Genomic DNA, 20,112 nt, shown 5'->3' on the forward strand with positions numbered 1-20,112 from the left:
AAAAATGGCAGGCTTATTAACAAAAGACACGACTTTAAGCTATAAAGCTACTAGCGGAGGTTCATTTACTGAAATTGAGCATCTAATGGAAGTACCTGAGCTAGGTGGAGACCCAGAGAAAGTGGATGTTACTACTCTAGCATCATCAGTGAAGCAGTATATCCCTGGTATTCGAGATTTAGGGGATTTGGCGTTTAAATTCCTGTATGACAATGAAACATCGGGTAGTAATTACCGTGTATTACGGGGGCTACAAGATGCAGGGAAAGTGGTAACATTCAAGGTTGAATATCCAGATGGTACAGGGCATGAATTTGATGCATACGTAAACGTAAAAATGGATTCAGCAGCAGTAAATGCAGCTATGACGTTCACTGCTTCTATGTCGCTGCAGAGCGATATTACAGTGACAAATCCGACTCCATAGTTATTAAGATGTTGGAGCATGTTTGATTTTGTGGTAAAATACCCCTATAAATAAGGTTTGTTAGGGGGATATCAATGAGCGCAATTATTCATTGTGGTTTGTGCCAAAGACCAGTACAGCCAAAGAGACAAATATCATGGGTTTTTGTAGGATTATGCCTTATTACATCAGGTTTTTGGCTACTTACATACCCATTTAAATCAAAAAGTTATTGCCCATTTTGTAAATCAAAAATCAGATAACAAATAATTTAGAAGCACTCTCAAACTCGAGGGTGCTTTTTATATTGGAGGAAAAATAATGAAATATACATCCTTAAATTATGGTGGCGAAGAGTTCAAGTTACGCATTACAGCAGCTGCAACAATCGACTTAGAAAAGAAGCTCGGCGGAAGAAACCCATTGGATATTCTAATGGCTGTAGAAAGTGGAAATATGCCTTCTATCAGTAGCGTATTATTGATTTTTCATGCAGCTATCCAAAAGTTTCATCATGGGGTTAAGTTTGATGATATCGTCAATTTATATGACCAATATGTAGAGGATGGCAATGCCTATACAGATTTATTGCCTGTGTTAATCGAGGTATTTCGCGTATCGGGTTTTTTCCCGAGTCAGGAGAAGACGCAAGAGACATCGACGCAACAGGCGAACCAATAAAAAATTTAACAGAGCTATTCGAAAAACTGTATCCATTAGCTGTAGAAGCTGGCGTGGATGCAGTTTTTTATTGGGATATGACGTATGCGGAAATTTTAGCGGTGATAAAAGGCCATGTGAAAAGGCAAGAAGTCGAACTGCAATATCAATCAATTGTTGCCTATCACCAAGCGAATCTCATCTCTCATCTAGTTGGCATCGCTCTAGGAAGTAAACAGCAACCAAAAGAAATACACGAAGCCTTCCCTAGCATTTTCCCTGAACTTGAAAAACGAGCAGAGCAACAGAAAATCAAGCAACAAAACTGGGAGCTTATGAAAGCTCGCATCGAAACTTATGCAGCTGAGAAAAGGAAACGAGGTGGATTACAGCATGGCGATGACAATTGAAGAATTGCAGATTTTAATCACATCTGAAACCTCACAACTTCGAAGCGAAATGGGCAAAGTAAAGAAAGAGCTTAGTGGCATGGAAGGTGCTGTCAGAAAATCTACTGATGCTATCAAGAGTGCTTTTAAAGGAATAGCCATTGTTTTATCTGGATTAGCCATCGGTAAGTACATTAAAGACGCTATACAAGCATCAAGTGATCTCGAAGGTGCATTCCTTGGCTTACAAAGTATCATCGAGGGACAAGGGCGTTCTTTTTCTAAGGCAAAGGGTTTCATTAATGAATATATTGCGGATGGTTTAGTCCCCCTTGGCGATGCTGTGACAGCTTATAAGAATTTAGCTGCACGAGGATATAATGACGAACAAATACAACTGGTGATGGAACGATTAAAGGATGCTGCGGCGTTTGGTCGACAATCGTCGTACACGTTAGGTGCAGCTGTTGCAAGTGCAGCAGAAGGTTTAAAAAGCGAAAATTCCATATTAGTTGATAATGCAGGTGTAACAAAAAACGTGGCAAAAATGTGGGATGAGTATGCAAAGTCAATTGGTACTACTGCAAACAATCTTACGCAACAACAGAAAATTCAGGCCGAAGTAAACGGAATCATGGATGAAACTAAATTTCAAGTTGGCGACGCTGCAAGATATGCAGATACTTTTGCGGGACGATTATCCCTATTACACAAAACATTAGGGGATATCCAAACTAACATTGGTGATGCATTTATGCCAATTGCAAATTTTGTTATCCCAATATTACAAAGAGTGGCTAGTTGGCTAGTTAAAGTGACAGCATATTTTAAATTCTTTATGCAGGCTTTATTTGGTGTTTCGAAGTCAAATAAGCAGGCTAGCGTATCAATCGGAGGTGGTGCGGCAGTACAAGATTCGATGGGTGTAGCGGCTGAAAATGCGGGGAAGAAAGCAGAAAAATCAGGTAAGAAAGTTAAGAAAGCCGCAGAAGAAGCAAAACGAGCAGTAGCAGGATTTGATGAAATCAATTCACTTTCTGAGCCGTCCAAAAAAGCTGATGGTGATTCCGGGGGTGGAGGTGGCTCTGGTGGATCGGGGGGAGATGTAGGTGGAATTGGAGGAATCGATGACATTGCAGATTTTGAAATGCCTGAAATCGATACAGAGACAATTCCGGCGCATATCCAAGAAATGGTTGATAAAATCAAGGAGTCGTTTAACGATTTATGGGGAGGTGCACAGAGCCTTGGAGCAAGATTTGCTGATGCATTCAGCGGATTAGGTCCAGCACTACAGCCATTGCGAGATGCTATAGGTCCAATTAAACAATCGTTTGTTGAAATGGGTGGTACATTACAGCAACTAACGAATGATTTTTTAAAGCCGGCAGCAGAATATATTTTATTTGATTTTATCCCATCTATTGTAACAGGCTTTGTACAAGATTTTGCACCTGTATTTGCAGATGTAGCTGTTTGGTCTATGCAGTTACTTGCTGAAACAATGCAAAACGTTACAAACGAATTGATAACTTTATGGGACGGCACTTTTCTTCCGTCATTAGAAAGTATAAAATCAGCCTGGTTAGAAGCAAATTCATCTGTTGCAGCATCATTGCAATCCTTATTAGATGGAACTATTAAGCCTTTAGTGGATTACATGATAAATAGTTTTATTATTCCTATTTCATCCCAACTGATTAAAACCTTTGCCCCCATTTTTACAGATATTTTAGTTTTTGCGATGCAGTTGTTTGCTAAAACATTTGGAAATATGACAGAAACGCTTAATAACTTAACAGCTACGGTTATTCTACCTGCTCTTGAAAAGATAAAAAATGCATTCCTTGAATTTGTACCTCGAGTAGGCGGAGCCCTCCAAACCTTGTTAGATGGTACTATTAAACCTTTTGTTGATTATATTTTAAATAAATTCGCTATCCCCATCGCGAACACCATTATTAAAACAGTTGTTCCTATTTTCACGGACATTTTGGTGGCTGCATTTGAAGTGGCCGCAGAAGCCTTTGAATGGGCGGCTAACTTAATGAATGATATTTATAAATCAGTCATTGAGCCAACATTTGATTTAGTGAAAAAAATCGTGACAGATACACTAAAAATCGTAGCTGATCTTTGGAATAAACACGGAAAAGATTTATTAAATAATCTAAAAGATTTATTCAAAAATATTGAGGATATTTTTCAGAGATTATGGGACAAAGTGTTGAAACCGATAGTAGAACCCTTTTTGGAGAAGCTCACAGAGTTATGGGACAAACATTTAAAGGGATTAATAAAAGAACTTGGTGATTTCATAGCAAAACTTGTTAACGGAGCTCTTGAAATTTCAAACAAGTTCATAACACCGATTGTAAAATTTCTTGTTGATATTCTGGGTCCTGAATTTAAGAATATCTTCTTATTTATAGTGGACATTGTATCGACAGCTGTAGCTAGATTGGCTGACATTATAAAAGGTCTTCTAAAAGTACTTGGTGGAATAATTGATTTTTTAACAGGGATATTTACTGGAAACTGGCGCAAGGCGTGGCAAGGAATAGTTGATATCTATAAGGGATTAATTGAGATGATTTCAGGGATTTTTAAAGGTGTTCTAAATCTGACAATTGATGTTATCAATTTTGCTATTCGAGGTATTCTGGACCATTTGAATAGCTTGATTCAGGGAGCTACGTCATTAGTTGATAAAATACCTGGGGTGGATATAAAAATAAATCCTATACGTGTACCGCAAATCCCTAAACTTGCACGAGGTGGTATCGTAGACGGAGCAACTAATTTTGGTAATTACATTGCTGGTGAGGCTGGGGCAGAAATGGTTGTTCCGTTAGAAAATACACCATTTGTTGACAAGTTAGCGAGTGCGCTTGGTACAGCAGTAATGGCAGCCATGCAAATGGGCGGGCCACAGTCTACAAATAACGATGGTGGAGACATCATTCTCAATGTGGATGGGACAACTTTAGCCCGTATCCTTAATCCTTATCTTGTGAAGGAAGGACAACGTTTAGGCTCGACAATCATTCAACCAATCTAAAGGAGTGAGGTATCTTGATAAAAATTGATGGTAAGGAGATTCCCACTCCTTCAGATTATTCAATAGGGATTCTTGATATTTCTAAGGCAGAGCGAAATGCTCGTGGAGATATGATAATTGAACGTATTACCACAAAAAGAAAAATTGATTTGGCATGGAAGCACCTTAGTAAATTGGACTTACAGTTAGTATTAAACGCTGTAAGTCCTGTTTTTTTTAAAGTAGAGTATGAGGATCCGCAAACAAACTCTCGCCAGTCAGGAACCTTTTATGCAGGTGATAGAACTATCGGAGCGCTTGATTTTCGTAATGGTGATGTACGTTGGAAAGATATTAAATTCAATATTATTGAAAAGTAGGTGAGGTTATGATTGAGGTAAGTAGAGAATTTAAGTCAGCTGTGTATGCCCCAATAAGGAAAACATCTGCCAAAGTCCACTTTGAGATTTTAGATAACGCTGCTTACGAAGATGTAACACTTTCTGCCAGCTCTGAAGCTCCGTTAAGTAGACTTTGGCAAGTTACGAATCGAGCACGCCAAACAATGAATAAATACGCTACTTTTGAACGAGATTATTTTAGATTAGATGGCAGTTTTCGCATTCCGCCGAAGCCTGTTGATGGTGACAGTGAGGTAGGCTGGTGGAGTGGGGAAATAAGTGGAGCAGATGGTGTTTTCTCTACACCTCAAGTTATAACACTTACATTTGAAGAGCCTCATAATTCAATGGGGCTTACCTTATCTTTTGATGTGTTAACCAATGAGTATCCTTCTGATTTTAAAATTGAAGTGTTTCAGGAGAACAATATTTTAATCACGTCGAAATTAGTAGAGGGGCATAAAGGAGCTTCTTTTGTTTGGGTGCATGGCTTGGATGAATACAGAAAAATCGTTATTACTTTTTATAAATGGGCTAAACCTTATAGAAGAGCAAGACTTGTAAATATCGATTTTGGTGTATTTCAGGAGTATGAGGGTAACAAGTTAATCAAAGTGAATTTAGTAGAACAGATGAATGTGGTTGGTGATACATTGCCAGCGAATGAGCTGAAATTTACCATTGATAACTCAAGCAAAGAGTTCAACATTTTGAATCCTCAAGGGTTCTATCGATTCTTGAAAGAGCGCCAAGAAGTAGCTGTAAAGCTAGGTGTTGAAATTGAGGAAGATACATTTGAATATATAACTGCAAAGGGCTTTTACTTAACGGATTGGCAATCTGATGAAGGAGCCCTCACAACGACATTTACAGCTCGTAATATTTTTGAGCTATTGGAAAAAGAGTACACTCAATCAACTGTGTCCAATCTGTATGAGCTAGCAGAGGATATTTTAATCAAAGTAGGTGTGGCTCAATACTTTATCGATAATACTTTGAAAAGTATAACTACAAACGGGTTTAACGACAAAATAACCTACCGAAAAGCTCTTCAATGTATAGGTATTGCAAGCAAAAGTGCTGTTTATCAAGATAGAGAAGGTACTGTGATTATTAAGCCTTTTGCAATATTAGATGAAAGCACTTCTTATATTAACTTTACAGGTTTTGATGTGTTTACAGGTATGGTTACACCAACAGTTTACTCTGGGTATGACATGAAAAATATCACGTTTGACAATGTTTACAAGGAGCCACAAATCAGTTTAGAAAAGCTAGTTCAAACATTTATTATGGTTGTTCATTCTGGAGGGACTAAAACAGAATATACATTTGCTAACGATGACGTCCGCGAAGGTGTTTCACTTAAATGTGATAATCCTTTAATTAATACGTTTGCCCATGCACAGGATGTAGCTAAATGGATTATAGATGAAAGTAATTTACGCGCAATCTACCAAGTTAATTGGCGTCAAAATCCAGCGCTTGAATGTGGAGATATTGTCTTTATTGAGGATTCATTTGCTGCACAAAAACAATCGAGAATCACCAAACAAGAATATGAATTTGCAGGCTATTTAAGTGGCAAAACAGAAGCGAGAGGCGGTGTGTAATGTGTGGATAGCTCCTAAATTAGATTGGTCTTCAAGCGATTTTTATAATTTCGAAGACCTCAATAGAGTGGAAAACAATACAGAAGTTATTGCTGATTTTGTAAGGTATTTTATTGCGGGTCCACCATTAAACACTGTGTACAATCGTGATATGAAACATATTGATTTTGCTGATAGTTTAAATCGAATAGAAAGCAATCAGCATTTATTACGACAACGTTTAACTCCAGCAGGGTGGCTACCTAACAAACTGGACTGGAAAGCAAACGATGCTTTTTCCTATATAGACGCTCATCGATTAGAACATAATTTGAATTTACTATATTTGCATTACAGAGGTAACGTAGACGCTGTGCCTATTTGTGGTGCTTATATAGTGGGAGAGGGGTTGATTTAATTGGCATATGAACCGACCATATGGAAAAACCGAGAAGTTGAAAAACCTCGGACATTTACATTGCAAGATAATGGGGATGGAACAACTACTTTAATGCCTGCCGAAGGTCAAATCAATGAGCCAGGTACACCTATTATGGCAGCGAATATGAATAAGATTGAAGAACAACTTGTTAAATCTGACCAACAAGCCAGTAACTCGTGGCAAAAAGGTGTTTATAATGATGTTGATATAAGTAACTTAGGTACTTATAGTGTATCAAAAGTTTTTCATGTGACTGCGGAAGATTGGCAGTCTGAAGTTAATGTGGAAAGGCTAATCGTTGGAATTAGTGTTAGTCATTTTTCTGGGCTTATTAAAGTAACTTATGCAACAGCAGCAGGTCACTCGACAGTACGAGGTGGTGCTGAAGTTGTATATAATATAGCAAAACACACTGATACTCTTTACTACAATCAAATGGACATAATTAGTATATCTCCAACATTTGCTAAGTCTTATAAAATAGGCGATATTGTACATGGTCCAAATGGGATAGATATATCCTTAAGTAAAGCCCCTACAGCACGTAATCCGCTAACGGTCAAAGTTGAAATGATAGGAACATACTCTATATTTGGCGACTTAAAATCAGCAGGTACTAGGATATGGGATAGTGGTTCTCCTACGGGTGATGGTTACCCCTGGTTACCACAATCTTCTGGTTTTGTAACGAAGCAAGGTGATAATACAATTACTGGATTACTTGTGACAAAAGAGGACGTTGTTATTGAGGGTGCATTACGCAGTTTATTATTCAGGACAAATAATAAACAACACAGTGCTCATGTACGATTTAATGCTAGTGACACTGCAGACTATGGTTTTGAGTTTTTACGTAACGGCAAAGTTGCTATGTCATTTTTACAAGACGGTAGGATAATTGTTTTAGACACACATGACAATAATTATTTTTATCTTGATGATTTAAAGCAATCTGTAAGTAATGGTAAAACCGCCATCGCGAACGCCATTACCCAAATGGGTGTTGTGACATCACCAACAGCCGAGTTCGCAGTCATGGCGGCAAATATTTTAAATTTAAGTAATATCGTATCAGGCGCAGGGACTATTACGAGCACTCAAAGTCAAACGATGTTTGTAGTGAGTGGACTATCATTCAAACCACGTGCTATCATATTTCGTTCGAGAGGAGGGAATATACAAGCATGGGGATTGTATAACAGTACATGGACAACATCTGAGTTTATTACTATTATGGGTAACACCAATAACGGAAATGTATTTTCTGTGTTTGCTGGCGGTTTTGACGTCAAAGTAGCTTACCCGTTGGGGACAGGACAATTCGATTGGTGGGCTATTAAGTGAAGGAGGGATTCATACATGCAAGTAGGAAATAGGATTTATTATAATGCCTCTACAGGCAACATATTGTTTACAGCAGGCGAAATTAACAATGCAGAGGCGCCTCGTGATGTGGATGAGATAGTAGAGTTTATTGATGTTGATTATGGTTCAATCGATTACTCAAAGAATATGATTATTGGTATTGATATGGAAAATAGAGTACCTATTTTACAACCGATTGAAAATGAGGAACAACGCCGCATCCGTGAATTAGAGGATGCTTTATTACTAGCAGCAGACGCAGAAAATGGAGGGATTTTATAATGGTCAATCAAATTGTAGTGAGAATTGCAGCAGAGCGAATTTTGTTGGGGGGTCTTAATCCAAAAACAGGTCAAACATATGTCATTGATGACATCACAAATGAGGCATACCGACAAGCCGTGGAGGATTACATTTTAGCGAATACCGAAGGCATTTAAACGCAGTCAATGACTAGCGTTATTTTTATTGTCTATAATCCCAAACGTTTGGGATTTTGAAGGATGCGCATTTGCGTGTCCTTTTTATTATGGAGAAAAAGGAAGGTATTTTATGGACATTACACAAATTATTCAACACCCGATTTTTGCGGTTGTACCAAAGCCGATTTATTACATGTTGGCAGCGTACTTTATTTTTAAATCTCTCGATTTTCTGACGGGCCTATTAAAAACATGGAAGAAGGTTAGTCCTTACAAATCAGCAATCATGCGTGACGGCATTATTAGATGGATTGGGGAGCTAATAGCCATTGTTTTGGTGCTTGTATTAGATTTACTATTCGGTTTTAACTTTGTGTTGTTAGGAGCTACTTTGGGGCTTTTCTTGTACAAGGAAGGTGGCTCAATTGCGGAAAATCTACAAACATTGGGTGTTAATATGCCAGGTATTGTAGGAGAGACAATTGAAAAACTGAATAAAGAAGGTGAACGTAAATGACAAGCGTAACAACTACATGTCGAGATTTAGCCGAGTTATTACCAGCTGCACAAACTGCCTGTCGATTGCTATTTCAGGAATGCTATAAAGCAGGCATCTCCAATATTTTTATTACTGAAACGTATCGTAGCCAAGAGCGCCAGAATTACTTATATGCACAGGGCCGCACAAGACCTGGGCAAATTGTTACTTGGACATTACAAAGCAATCATAAATCACGCCTAGCATGGGACATTGCTGTTGGTCCACCACAATCATTGTATGATGTGGCAACATTGGGTAAAGTGGGGGCGATTGCTCGTAAATTAGGTATTACATGGGGTGGTGATTGGGTAGGTAACATTGACCGACCACATTTTGAAGTTAAATCAAATTGGACACCACCAAAAGGCTATAAGTTAGAAGGGCAGGTTGTTGTACCAAGTAACAGCAAGATGCAAGTACAATTAATTGTGGAAGATAAACCAAAGGAGGAAAACGCATTGACAAATACAACTTGGAATCCAGAAAGCCCTGCGATGGAAACTGCTGCAGAGGCTTTTTTAGCGCAAGCCATTCAAGAAGGTGTTATTCAGGCATCCCATTTGAAGGACCTGCAAAATAAGCACATGACTACAGATCGTTTGTTAGGATTGTACATTACGATTCAGCAACGACGCAACAACAACTAATAATTGTTGCATATATTTTACATTACTATTATACTTTCCAGTAAAGGGGAGAGTATCTATGTTTGTTAATTTAAGAATTTCTAAAGTTAGACTTAAAAATAAAGGTGCATTTACATTAATTATTTCAGGTGATTATGCTTCTGGGCATCTTAGTTATAAATTTGAAATTGAATATTCTGGAACAAGTGTTAGAGTTAACAAAGGTAACTTACTAGAAAATCAAGAAGAAATAATTATTAAAGAGCTAAAGAAATTAGTAGGATACGGCCCTTTTGATTTAAATAATGTCAAAACTATTTTGGTTGGAGAAGTAGTATCTTATAAATGGAAATCTTCTATAGACAGATAACTACTTTTGAGTTATATAAACAAATGACCAGCTCGGCTTTTTAGCTTTGCTGGTCATTTACTATTCTTCAACTACATAATCCAAAATAAAATCTTCTTCATCTGTGATGCCCAGCACAGCATTTCCCCATACAGGACGTACCACATATACCGTTTGGCTAATTTTCTGACCAAAGTAAGTACACTCATAACAATTCATATAGCGCTCGCCATCCCAGCCGTTGAGGGCAAAAAAGCGTTCATCATCGGTTTCAATAATATCTTTACCTGCGCTGTGATAAGCTATTGGTGGACGATGTTTCATAGTAAACCTCCTTATATGTATAATTTTGTATATAGTTTATAAGATAAATTACAAAATGTACATATATATAAATAGGAAAAGACCATATAGAACAGTAGTATAACAAATTATGTAAGGGTTATCCCATATAGTTATAGAAATGCTTATTGTATTGTTAATTATATCCATTTTAATCTTAGTTTCAATCCCAAACGTAACCAAACATTTCGCTACGATTGATGAAAAAGGGTGTAAAGCATATATCGCCATGGTGCAAGGACAAGTAGAGGCATATCGTGTGGATTATATGGGGTATCCAACGATAGAAGATTTAGTGGCTAAAGGCTATTTGAAAGAAAATGAAACAAGCTGTCCAAATAAAGAGGCGATTGTCATTACGAGTGAAGGAGAAGTGAAATTAGCGAATGCTCCTTCTGCTACAAATGCTGGTGGTTGAGCATGGTCAAGTCACAACAAGGTTTTACACTGCTCGAAACACTTCTTGTATTGTTTATTATGATTTGTTTATCCACACTCATTGTTAAATTTTCATTCAGTATAGCAGAAAAAAGAGAAATTGACCGTTTTTTTAAACAAATGCAATTAGATATTCAATATACGCAAATTTACAATATGCATCGACGAGAATATTTAGAGATGCGATTTGAAGAATCAGCAAGGCACTACGGAGTAAAAAAAGATTTGTATACCTATGTTTATAAAAGGCCCTATCCAAAAGGTGTGGAGTTTGCACCAAGCCCAAGTACAATTATTGCTATTCGATACACGAATACAGGCAGCATTGTGAATGCAGGAACATTAATTTTTAGAACACCCTATGGAACGAAACGGGTGATTCTCACATTAGGAAGAGGGCGAGCGAGAGTTGAATGAGGGAGGTTATTCATTTGTAGAAACCATTCTATCTGTAAGTATCATCATGATGTTATGTGCCACACTACTACCAGTCAGTTATACGATGAAAACAACACTTTACAATAAAAGATTGGAGGTTGTGGCAGCAGAAACGGCATATGAAGGACTGAAGCTATATCGAGCATTACAGCAAACGGAAGGGACAACCATTATTGATCATGTAACGTATAACTGGGTGTTTGATGGACAGGAGGTGTGTGTGCATTTTCAAAATACGAGACAAATGCGTCAAAAATGTATCCAACTGTCGGGGGAAATGGCGAAATGAGACGGGCTATACATTACTAGAGGCATTATTTCAACTAGTTGTCTTTGTGCTCATTTCTCATTTATTTATTACCCTTATGCTATGGTTTGGCACGATGAATAAAACAGTGATGTCTGACGAACAATCCAAGTGGGAGCTATTTGTCTATGATTTCAATATGTATTTACAAAATATCCAATCATTTAGTGTTCGTTATGATAAGAGACGAATTACGTTTAAAGCAAACAACATTACCCATAATATTGATTGTTACAGTGACCTGATTCGTGATCAAGTGGCAGGGGGACATATTCCTTTACTTAACGGTGTGAGAAGATGTCAGTTTGAGTATATAGATGGTCATGTCACAGTAGCGGTTGAAATGCCGAGTGGTATCAAAAAGGAGCGCACTTTCTATGTACCAATTATTGAAAAATGATAGAGGGGCTGTTTTTTTCGTTGCAATTGCATTATTATTTTTGGTAACTACTTTTATTCTTGCGTATTGTGCGTCTTATGAAATTCAGCTGAAAACATTTGATGGACTAGAACAGTTACATGTTCGCGCTACGATAAATTTATTAGGACAAATTTTGTCAGACAGTGTAGAATCGTAGTTATAAGAAGGTGATTTTAAGTGCGAAAAATTTATTTAGTTGGTTTTATGGGCAGTGGGAAAAGCGTGTTGGGGAGACGATTAAGCTATTTATTGAAAATACCGTATTATGATATGGATCATGAAATTGTCAGACAGCAGGGAATGACCATTCCACAAATTTTTGAAAAATATGGCGAGGCTCGTTTTCGAGAAATTGAAACTGAATTTTTGAAAACTTTTAGGGACGAGGCTTGCATTATTTCAACAGGTGGTGGTGTGGCAATAAATGCGGAAAATCGGACAATTATGAGACGGAGTGGACTGGTATTTTTTTTAGATGCGACATTTGAAGATGTATATACTCGTATTCAACATGATACCAACCGCCCGATTGTGCAAAGCTCTACAAAAGAGGAGTTATACAAACTTTTCCAATACAGACGGAAGTTTTATCGGGAAGTAGGCCATATACAAGTGTTGACAGAAGGTAGGTCACTTCGTCAAATTCTTGATTATTTAGTATTCCAAGCGAAACGTCTAAAAGGCGAATGATTATCTGTTTTTATTATCTAATGTTCGTGTTTTGAGAAGGATTAAAAAAAGATTGCCTTTTCAAATGAATTAATGTTAGGATATAGACAAATGAATCATTCATAATGTAATGATTGCTAAATAACACCAAGAACATCTTGGGCGGATGATTATACGGGGAGAGCACGCATGTAGGCGTCACCGAAGGAGCAAGTAGTAAGGTGCTATGAATCTCTCAGGTAAAAGGACTCGTATAAGACGCAACTCTGGAGAGCGCTGTATGATAACAGCCACCAAAGGGGAAAGCCGACAGATTGGCATGATGTCATGCAGATTTGTTTGGTGTAACTTTCAGGTGCAAGGACAGAGAATCCTAAAAAGGGGTTCGTCTGTCTTTTTTTGTCTATGAAAGCAGACGAATGATGTGACGTAGTAGGTACATAACACTAAGGGGGCAAAAAAATGTCAAATGCTTTAAAACGTACACCTTTATTTGATGAATATGCAAAATACGGTGGGAAAACAATTGATTTTGGTGGCTGGGAGTTACCTGTCCAATTTTCTTCTATTAAAGAAGAGCATGATGCAGTACGCCATCGTGCAGGGTTATTCGATGTGTCTCATATGGGCGAAATCTTTGTAACAGGTCCTGACGCACTCGCTTTTTTACAGAATCTTTTGTCAAATGACATTGCCAAAATTGCCACAGGTCAAGCACAATACAATGCAATGTGCTATGAAGATGGCGGCGTTGTGGATGATTTATTAACGTATAAATTAGCTGACAATCACTATTTATTATGTGTCAATGCAGCGAATATTGATAAGGATTACGATTGGATGATGGAAAATCAGCATCAATATGATGTAACGATCGATAATCAATCTGACAACTATGCACAAATTGCATTACAAGGACCACTATCAGTAGAAGTGCTTCAATCATTAACAGCGACGGATGTGGATGCGATTAACTATTTCCGCTTTGAAGAAAATGTTGATGTAGCAGGTCACAAAGTATTAGTTTCTCGCAGTGGCTATACAGGGGAAGATGGTTTTGAGTTATATGGTTCTCCAGAGGATATTAAAGCATTGTGGAATAAAATTTTAGAAGCTGGTAAAGACAAAGGTGTTGTACCAGCAGGCTTAGGTAGTCGTGATACATTACGTTTTGAAGCAGGCTTACCATTATACGGACAAGAACTATCTGCAACTATTTCACCACTTGAAGCGGGTATTGGCTTTGCTGTGAAATTAAATAAAGATGGCTTTAACGGTCATGAAGCGTTGGTAGAACAAAAAGAAAATGGTTTACCACGCAAGTTAGTGGGAATTGAAATGATTGATAAAGGCATTCCACGTCATGGCTATAAAGTATTTAAAGATGGACAGGAAATTGGTGAAGTGACAACAGGTACACAGCTTCCTTCATCCAAACGTAATGTAGGTCATGCTTTAATTGATAGCCAATATGCAGCGATTGGTACAGAATTAACAATCGAAATTCGTGGAAAGCAGTTAAAAGTAGTAACAGTGGCAACACCGTTTTATAAACGTTCAAAATAATAAGCAAATGAATGGTAGAAGGAGCAAGATACTCTTTCTAGTGCTACGTGAATTGAAGCAAAATAATAGCTGAAAAGAGGGACTTATAGTTATGAAACATCGTTATTTACCAATGACGGAACAAGACAAAAAAGAAATGTTAGACGTAATTGGTGTATCTTCTGTAGATGAATTATTTGAAGATATTCCTGAAAAAGTTCGTTTTCAAGGCTTATATAATATTAAAGAAGCAAAGTCAGAGGCAGCTTTAATAAAAGAGCTGTCTGCTATGGCTGCGAAAAATAAAGATACAAGTTCACACGTATCCTTTTTAGGTGCAGGTGTTTATAACCACTATAAACCAGTCATTGTTGATCATGTGATTTCACGCTCTGAATTTTATACAGCGTACACACCATATCAGCCTGAAATCTCGCAAGGTGAATTACAAGCAATTTTTGAATTCCAAACAATGATTGCTGAATTAACAGGCATGGATTTAGCAAACTCTTCTATGTACGATGGTGGTACAGCACTAGCTGAGGCTGGTATGTTAGCAGCAGGTCACACACGTCGTAAAAAGATTTTAGTGTCTGAAACGGTTCATCCTGAATATCGTGATGTAGTAGCTACATATGCATATGGTCAGTCTATCGAAGTGGTGACAGTACCGCATAAAGATGGTGTCACGGATGTGGATGCATTGAAAGCATTGGTTGATGACAATACGGCTGCTGTTATTGCACAATATCCGAACTTCTTCGGTCAAGTAGAGGATTTACAAGTACTTGGCGATATCGTGCATGAAGCGAAAGGCTTGTTTGTTGTGTCTTCCAATCCGTTAGCACTAGGCGTATTAACACCACCTGGCAAACTAGGTGCGGATATTTGTGTAGGTGATGCACAAGTGTTTGGTATTGCAGAAGCATTTGGTGGGCCACACTGTGGTTTCTTCGCTGTAACAAATAAATTAATGCGTAAAGTACCAGGTCGTCTTGTAGGAGAAACTGTTGATGGAGAAGGACGTCGTGGCTATGTATTAACATTACAAGCACGTGAACAACATATCCGTCGTGATAAAGCGACATCTAACATTTGTTCAAACCAAGCACTTTTAGCATTAGCAGCATCTGTTGCAATGACAGCTTTAGGGAAACAAGGTGTTCGTGAAATGGCGACACAAAACATTGCCAAAACACGCTATGCGAAAAATGCTTTTGAGGCGGCTGGCTTTACAGTAGCATTCCAAGGCGCACACTTTAATGAAATCGTTGTAAAAACAACTAAATGTGTGAAAGAAATAAATGCAGGTTTATTAGAAAAAGGCATTATTGGTGGCTATCCATTAGGTCAAACATATGAATCTTTAAAACAGCACGTGCTAATCGCTGTGACAGAATTACGCACAAAGGAAGAAATTGATGCACTAGTTGCGGAAATGGGGGCTCTTCATGCATAACGAAAATCAATCACTCATTTTTGAAATTACGAAAGAAGGACGTGTAGGCTACAACTTAGAAGCGCTGGATGTGCCAGCAGTTGATTTAGCAGACATTCTTCCTGCAAACTTAATTCGTGAAGAGGCGGCTGCCTTACCAGAAGTATCTGAGCTTGATATTATGCGTCATTATACAGCACTTTCTCGCCGTAACCACGGTGTTGACTCTGGTTTCTACCCACTTGGCTCTTGTACAATGAAGTACAATCCAAAAATTAATGAAACTGTTGCACGTATTGCAGGCTTCTCACATGTACATCCATTACAAGATGAAGCAACAGTACAAGGCGCAATGGAGCTTCTATATGATTTACAAACCTCATTAGTGGAAATTACAGGAATGGACGAAGTAACATTACAACCAGCAGCAGGTGCACATGGTGAATGGACAGCATTAATGATGATTCGTGCTTTCCATGAGGCAAATGGAGAAGGGCATCGTAACAAAGTTATCGTGCCAGACTCTGCACACGGTACAAACCCAGCTTCTGCAACAGTAGCAGGCTTTGAAACGATTACAGTAAAATCAGACGAAAATGGTTTAGTTGATATTGAAGATTTACGTCAAGTAGTGGGTCCTGATACAGCAGCATTAATGCTAACAAACCCAAATACACTTGGTTTATTTGAAGAAAACATTATCGAAATGGCAGAGCTTATTCACGCTGTTGGCGGTAAAGTTTACTATGATGGTGCGAACTTAAATGCGGTTATGAGTAAGGCACGTCCTGGCGATATGGGCTTTGACTGTGTACATTTAAACTTGCATAAAACATTTACAGGTCCACATGGTGGTGGTGGTCCAGGTTCAGGTCCAGTAGGGGTAAAAGCAGATTTAATCCCATTCTTACCAAAACCAGTATTAGTGAAGACAGAAGAAGGCACATATCATTTTGATTATGATCGTCCACAATCAATTGGTCGTGTGAAACCGTACTATGGTAACTTTGGTATTAACGTACGTGCCTATACGTATATTCGTACAATGGGTCCAGATGGTCTAAAAGCAGTAACAGAATATGCGGTTCTAAACGCAAACTATATGATGCGTCGCTTAGAGCCATTCTTTGACCTACCATACAACCGTCATTGTAAGCATGAGTTTGTTCTATCTGGTCGTCGTCAAAAGAAATTGGGTGTGCGTACATTAGATATTGCTAAACGTCTGCTTGACTTTGGCTACCATCCACCAACAACATACTTCCCATTAAATGTGGAAGAGGCGTTGATGATTGAGCCAACAGAAACAGAATCAAAAGAAACATTGGATGCTTTCTGCGATATTATGATTCAAATTGCGAAAGAAGCAGAGGAAAATCCATCGATCGTACAAGAAGCACCACATACAACCGTTGTTTCTCGCTTAGATGAAACACGTGCTGCTCGTACACCAGTACTGCGTTACCAACAAGCGTAAAATGACAAGCTATTTCATGAGTATGTTCATACTTATGGAATAGCTTTTTCTATGTATATAAACAAAATAACGGAATTACTGACAAAATATCTTTTCATCTGACAAAATTTTTAAAATTAATAGAAAATAATGTTGATTAATTAGTAGAAGGTAGTATAATGAAGTTGCGATTACATTTATGGTTATTAATACCTTGTTAAACAATGGTTAATTAAATGATGAGTATAATGTAGTTGCAGAAAAATAATAGAAATGAGGAGATTTTATGATTAATGTAATTCAATTTTTAGAAAAAAACCCATCAGTAGTTACAGCACTAAAAGAAAATAAGGCTTCTCTTCTTGGTGTAACAGAGCAGGAACAACAAGCGATTGTGGAAACGTTTGAGGGAGAGTTAAATACAAAAGGTAGTATGTATTGGGATTAGTGTTTATTAAAAGCAAGTGGTTTTGGTTTACTATAAGTTTGTATATATTACTAGGGATATACTCATTAACAATCACTTATAGTAAACCAAACATAAATATTGTTTTAGAAGAAATAAATGGGGCATGGATAATCTCGGACTTTTTTTATAAAGATTGGGCTGAAAATAAGCAAATTAGTATTGGAGACACAGTAATTCAAGTAGATGGAAGGAATGTAGAAGATATTACTAATGTAAAACGTAATCTTTCTATTAGAAGAGCCAATGATTTAACTTTACAAAAAGAAAATGGTCGTTTAGTTCATATAAAGGTTAACATAACAGAAATTCCATCACAATTTTATTACATATTTGTTGTACCTTTTTGTTATTATTTATTGTCATTAATTATCTCATGTTATTTATATTTTAAACATAAACAAGACCTATTATTAAATTTACTAATATTATTCATATTAACAATTTCATTAGCATATGCGAGTATAGGTGCTTCAGGTGTACAAAATAGTATTGGTATTATTGTTAATCGTGGCAGTATGATTTTATGCTTAGTACTACTGATTCATTTTTTAAAGCAATATTTTGAGTTTTTGAATATTAAATGGGTATTTATTGATAAAATAATATGGTTATACTTAATTCCTGTATTAATTGTATTTTTTGGTGTATATAGTGTTTTTTATACCAATATATATCAATTACTTTCTCAGTTTACTTTAGCCATATTCTTAGTATTGCTAGTAGTAGTTTTAGGCATTATAATAGCTGGCTATTTTATCTATAAATTAACACCATTAAAAGTATTATTAATAAGTGTAGTTACACCATTCTTACCTTTCCTTGTGCTATATGTAGTACCAAAACTTTTATCAAAGCAACCAATAATATCTGCTGAAGTTTGTTCCTTATTTCTAATGCTTATCCCATACAGCTTTATTTTCACCCAATTAACGGAGCGGATTTTTGATATTCAGTATTATATTACTCGCTTACGTTATTACGTGAATTTTTCCTTAGTTTATGCGCTTTGGATAGGGCTAGGGATGTATTGGTTTACCGATATATCTTTCTCGAAAATATCTAAACTCCTAGTATTTGCTTGTATCTCACTGGTTATGCTCTTTTTTATTAAAGAAAAAATCGATTATCGTAAACGGAAAATTCTGTTTTCTACCAAAGGTGACTATATTCATCGTTTATATACAACGATTGATAGTATTGGCAGAGTAATTAAAATTAATGACTTATTAGAACGATTCGCCAAAGAAGTTGCCTTACATTTGGAAATCGATCATACATATGTTGTGACTTATAATCTTGAGACACATCAAATTCATTCCACAAGCCAGTCGAAACGTTTTACACAGGAGCAAATCGATGAAATTTTGTTGGAGAAATTACATGTTGGTACAATTAAAAAGACGGAGCATTTCTATGTTGCCTTTATCCATCAAGATATTCAATTCAAAAGGATATTGGTGATTGACCATCATCAATCCATCACATTAAAAGATGAGGAATTGTTGTGGCTGGAATTGCTTATTTTATATGTCAACAATTTTATCGAAAATACAAAGCAAGTGGAAGAATTGCTGAATCAATTAAAAAATGTGCATGAAGTAGACCGCAATCAATTGCCATGGCTGAATAAACTACTGTGGATTCGTTTTGAGGAAGAAAAATATCAACTGGCACAAGAATTACATGATACGAATTTACAGGAACAGCTTCATATTGCAAGAGAGATGGATGTGCTTGTTCACACAAGAGATGTTCAGTCGATTCAATCTAAGCTGTCTGAAATTCACGAACATATGCTGACATCATTAAGTGATTTAAGAAGCTATTGTGAAAATTTAAAGCCACCTTTACTCGATACATTGGGCCTGAGTGCTGCACTGGATAAGCTATTGCAAAAGATGCAGCGTCGTGTGCCATTTGTATTAAGATACACAGTCGATCGTTTATATTTAGAGGATGAGCGTTTGAACCTTATGATTTTTCGCCTATTTCAAGAGCTATTAAATAATGCCCTGAAGCATTCACAGGCAAAAACAGTGGACATTCATTTATTAGAAACAAAGGAAGGCTTTGAAATTATTTATGCAGATGATGGCGTAGGGTGCAATATAGATGAAATTGTATTAAGGGAGTCTATGGGAATTCGTGGGATGCAGGAGCGCGTGCAAGCCTTTAACGGTCAATTCATTATCCAATCAACTGTAGGTAAAGGGATGTCGATTCGTATTACAGTTAATGAAAGAGAGTATACACAGACAAATCCGGATGAAGCCATTGCAAATCCATTTATGCCGAGTTAAAGAAACCTCTTAATTATTTTAGGAGGTTTTTTTGTGGTATTGTATAGTGTGACAGC

Annotated in this window: 25 protein-coding genes and 1 riboswitch; of the genes, 24 read left to right on the plus strand and 1 reads right to left on the minus strand. The window is 37.1% G+C overall.

The annotated features are described in order from the left end of the window. The first annotated feature begins 4 nt into the window (after positions 1–4). The 13 genes from OPF91_RS09250 to OPF91_RS09310 all read left to right on the plus strand — a co-directional run bounded on the left by OPF91_RS09250 (position 5) and on the right by OPF91_RS09310 (position 10,254). Positions 5–427 (plus strand): phage tail tube protein, encoded by a 423-nt coding sequence (locus OPF91_RS09250; protein WP_264988463.1) that lies wholly within the window; start codon positions 5–7, stop codon positions 425–427. A 300-nt stretch (positions 428–727) separates the two neighbouring features. Continuing rightward, positions 728–1,087 (plus strand): DUF6096 family protein, encoded by a 360-nt coding sequence (locus OPF91_RS09255; RefSeq protein WP_264988464.1) that lies wholly within the window; start codon positions 728–730, stop codon positions 1,085–1,087. 53 nt (positions 1,088–1,140) lie between these two features. Beyond that, a complete protein-coding gene (locus OPF91_RS09260; protein WP_264988465.1) occupies positions 1,141–1,476 on the plus strand; it encodes a hypothetical protein in 336 nt (111 codons plus the stop codon). After that, a complete protein-coding gene (locus OPF91_RS09265) occupies positions 1,460–4,516 on the plus strand; it encodes a tape measure protein (RefSeq protein WP_264988466.1) in 3,057 nt (1,018 codons plus the stop codon). Before OPF91_RS09260 ends, OPF91_RS09265 begins: the two co-directional genes overlap by 17 nt. A gap of 14 nt (positions 4,517–4,530) precedes the next feature. Beyond that, positions 4,531–4,875, plus strand: coding sequence for a DUF6711 family protein (locus OPF91_RS09270; RefSeq protein WP_264988467.1), 345 nt, complete (start codon positions 4,531–4,533; stop codon positions 4,873–4,875). A gap of 8 nt (positions 4,876–4,883) precedes the next feature. Then, complete coding sequence (locus OPF91_RS09275; protein ID WP_264988468.1) at positions 4,884–6,509, plus strand: hypothetical protein; 1,626 nt, start codon at positions 4,884–4,886, stop codon at positions 6,507–6,509. Further along, positions 6,478–6,906 (plus strand): hypothetical protein, encoded by a 429-nt coding sequence (locus tag OPF91_RS09280; RefSeq protein WP_264988469.1) that lies wholly within the window; start codon positions 6,478–6,480, stop codon positions 6,904–6,906. The genes OPF91_RS09275 and OPF91_RS09280 overlap by 32 nt, the downstream gene beginning before the upstream one ends. Beyond that, entirely contained in the window at positions 6,907–8,274 is a 1,368-nt protein-coding gene (locus tag OPF91_RS09285) for a hypothetical protein (protein WP_264988470.1), read from the plus strand. It begins immediately after the preceding gene. Between the two features lie 15 nt (positions 8,275–8,289). Beyond that, positions 8,290–8,577, plus strand: coding sequence for a hypothetical protein (locus OPF91_RS09290; protein ID WP_264988471.1), 288 nt, complete (start codon positions 8,290–8,292; stop codon positions 8,575–8,577). Then, positions 8,577–8,735 carry a hypothetical protein gene (locus tag OPF91_RS09295; RefSeq protein WP_264988472.1) on the plus strand — a complete coding sequence of 53 codons (159 nt, stop codon included), beginning with the start codon at positions 8,577–8,579 and terminating at the stop codon, positions 8,733–8,735. The genes OPF91_RS09290 and OPF91_RS09295 overlap by 1 nt, the downstream gene beginning before the upstream one ends. A 112-nt stretch (positions 8,736–8,847) precedes the next feature. Next, complete coding sequence (locus tag OPF91_RS09300) at positions 8,848–9,234, plus strand: phage holin family protein (protein WP_264988473.1); 387 nt, start codon at positions 8,848–8,850, stop codon at positions 9,232–9,234. Beyond that, positions 9,231–9,905 carry a M15 family metallopeptidase gene (locus OPF91_RS09305; protein ID WP_264988474.1) on the plus strand — a complete coding sequence of 225 codons (675 nt, stop codon included), beginning with the start codon at positions 9,231–9,233 and terminating at the stop codon, positions 9,903–9,905. The genes OPF91_RS09300 and OPF91_RS09305 overlap by 4 nt, the downstream gene beginning before the upstream one ends. A 58-nt stretch (positions 9,906–9,963) precedes the next feature. Further along, positions 9,964–10,254 carry a hypothetical protein gene (locus OPF91_RS09310; protein ID WP_264988475.1) on the plus strand — a complete coding sequence of 97 codons (291 nt, stop codon included), beginning with the start codon at positions 9,964–9,966 and terminating at the stop codon, positions 10,252–10,254. Between the two features lie 60 nt (positions 10,255–10,314). On the opposite strand, the gene OPF91_RS09315 is transcribed toward OPF91_RS09310, so the two are convergent. Continuing rightward, positions 10,315–10,557: a hypothetical protein gene (locus OPF91_RS09315; RefSeq protein WP_264988476.1), complete on the minus strand. Its 243-nt coding sequence runs from the start codon at positions 10,555–10,557 to the stop codon at positions 10,315–10,317. A 139-nt stretch (positions 10,558–10,696) separates the two neighbouring features. Between OPF91_RS09315 and comGC the strand changes: the two genes are divergently transcribed. From comGC to OPF91_RS09370, 11 genes are all read left to right on the plus strand, one after another. Then, entirely contained in the window at positions 10,697–10,993 is a 297-nt protein-coding gene (gene comGC / locus OPF91_RS09320; protein WP_264988477.1) for a competence type IV pilus major pilin ComGC, read from the plus strand. A 2-nt stretch (positions 10,994–10,995) separates the two neighbouring features. Next, positions 10,996–11,430, plus strand: coding sequence for a competence type IV pilus minor pilin ComGD (gene comGD, locus OPF91_RS09325; protein ID WP_264988478.1), 435 nt, complete (start codon positions 10,996–10,998; stop codon positions 11,428–11,430). Then, on the plus strand, positions 11,423–11,740 hold the full coding sequence (locus OPF91_RS09330) for a hypothetical protein (RefSeq protein WP_264988479.1): 318 nt from the start codon (positions 11,423–11,425) through the stop codon (positions 11,738–11,740). Before comGD ends, OPF91_RS09330 begins: the two co-directional genes overlap by 8 nt. Then, positions 11,670–12,158: a competence type IV pilus minor pilin ComGF gene (comGF, locus tag OPF91_RS09335; RefSeq protein ID WP_264988480.1), complete on the plus strand. Its 489-nt coding sequence runs from the start codon at positions 11,670–11,672 to the stop codon at positions 12,156–12,158. The genes OPF91_RS09330 and comGF overlap by 71 nt, the downstream gene beginning before the upstream one ends. Next, entirely contained in the window at positions 12,136–12,336 is a 201-nt protein-coding gene (locus OPF91_RS09340; protein WP_264988481.1) for a hypothetical protein, read from the plus strand. The genes comGF and OPF91_RS09340 overlap by 23 nt, the downstream gene beginning before the upstream one ends. A gap of 20 nt (positions 12,337–12,356) precedes the next feature. Continuing rightward, positions 12,357–12,869 (plus strand): shikimate kinase, encoded by a 513-nt coding sequence (locus tag OPF91_RS09345; protein ID WP_264988482.1) that lies wholly within the window; start codon positions 12,357–12,359, stop codon positions 12,867–12,869. 145 nt (positions 12,870–13,014) lie between these two features. Then, positions 13,015–13,109, plus strand: a riboswitch (glycine riboswitch). 201 nt (positions 13,110–13,310) lie between these two features. After that, on the plus strand, positions 13,311–14,414 hold the full coding sequence (gcvT, locus tag OPF91_RS09350; RefSeq protein ID WP_264988483.1) for a glycine cleavage system aminomethyltransferase GcvT: 1,104 nt from the start codon (positions 13,311–13,313) through the stop codon (positions 14,412–14,414). A gap of 91 nt (positions 14,415–14,505) precedes the next feature. Continuing rightward, positions 14,506–15,852 (plus strand): aminomethyl-transferring glycine dehydrogenase subunit GcvPA, encoded by a 1,347-nt coding sequence (gcvPA, locus tag OPF91_RS09355; protein ID WP_264988484.1) that lies wholly within the window; start codon positions 14,506–14,508, stop codon positions 15,850–15,852. Next, the gene (gene gcvPB, locus OPF91_RS09360) at positions 15,845–17,308 is read left to right on the plus strand and encodes an aminomethyl-transferring glycine dehydrogenase subunit GcvPB (protein WP_264988485.1); all 1,464 of its coding nucleotides are present in this window, start codon (positions 15,845–15,847) and stop codon (positions 17,306–17,308) included. The genes gcvPA and gcvPB overlap by 8 nt, the downstream gene beginning before the upstream one ends. A gap of 265 nt (positions 17,309–17,573) precedes the next feature. After that, the gene (comX, locus tag OPF91_RS09365; protein WP_264988486.1) at positions 17,574–17,735 is read left to right on the plus strand and encodes a competence pheromone ComX; all 162 of its coding nucleotides are present in this window, start codon (positions 17,574–17,576) and stop codon (positions 17,733–17,735) included. Further along, positions 17,735–20,056: an ATP-binding protein gene (locus OPF91_RS09370; protein WP_309297435.1), complete on the plus strand. Its 2,322-nt coding sequence runs from the start codon at positions 17,735–17,737 to the stop codon at positions 20,054–20,056. The genes comX and OPF91_RS09370 overlap by 1 nt, the downstream gene beginning before the upstream one ends. The last annotated feature ends 56 nt before the right edge of the window (positions 20,057–20,112 follow it).

The organism is Lysinibacillus piscis (genome assembly GCF_026012395.1).
Classification (GTDB): domain Bacteria; phylum Bacillota; class Bacilli; order Bacillales_A; family Planococcaceae; genus Lysinibacillus; species Lysinibacillus piscis.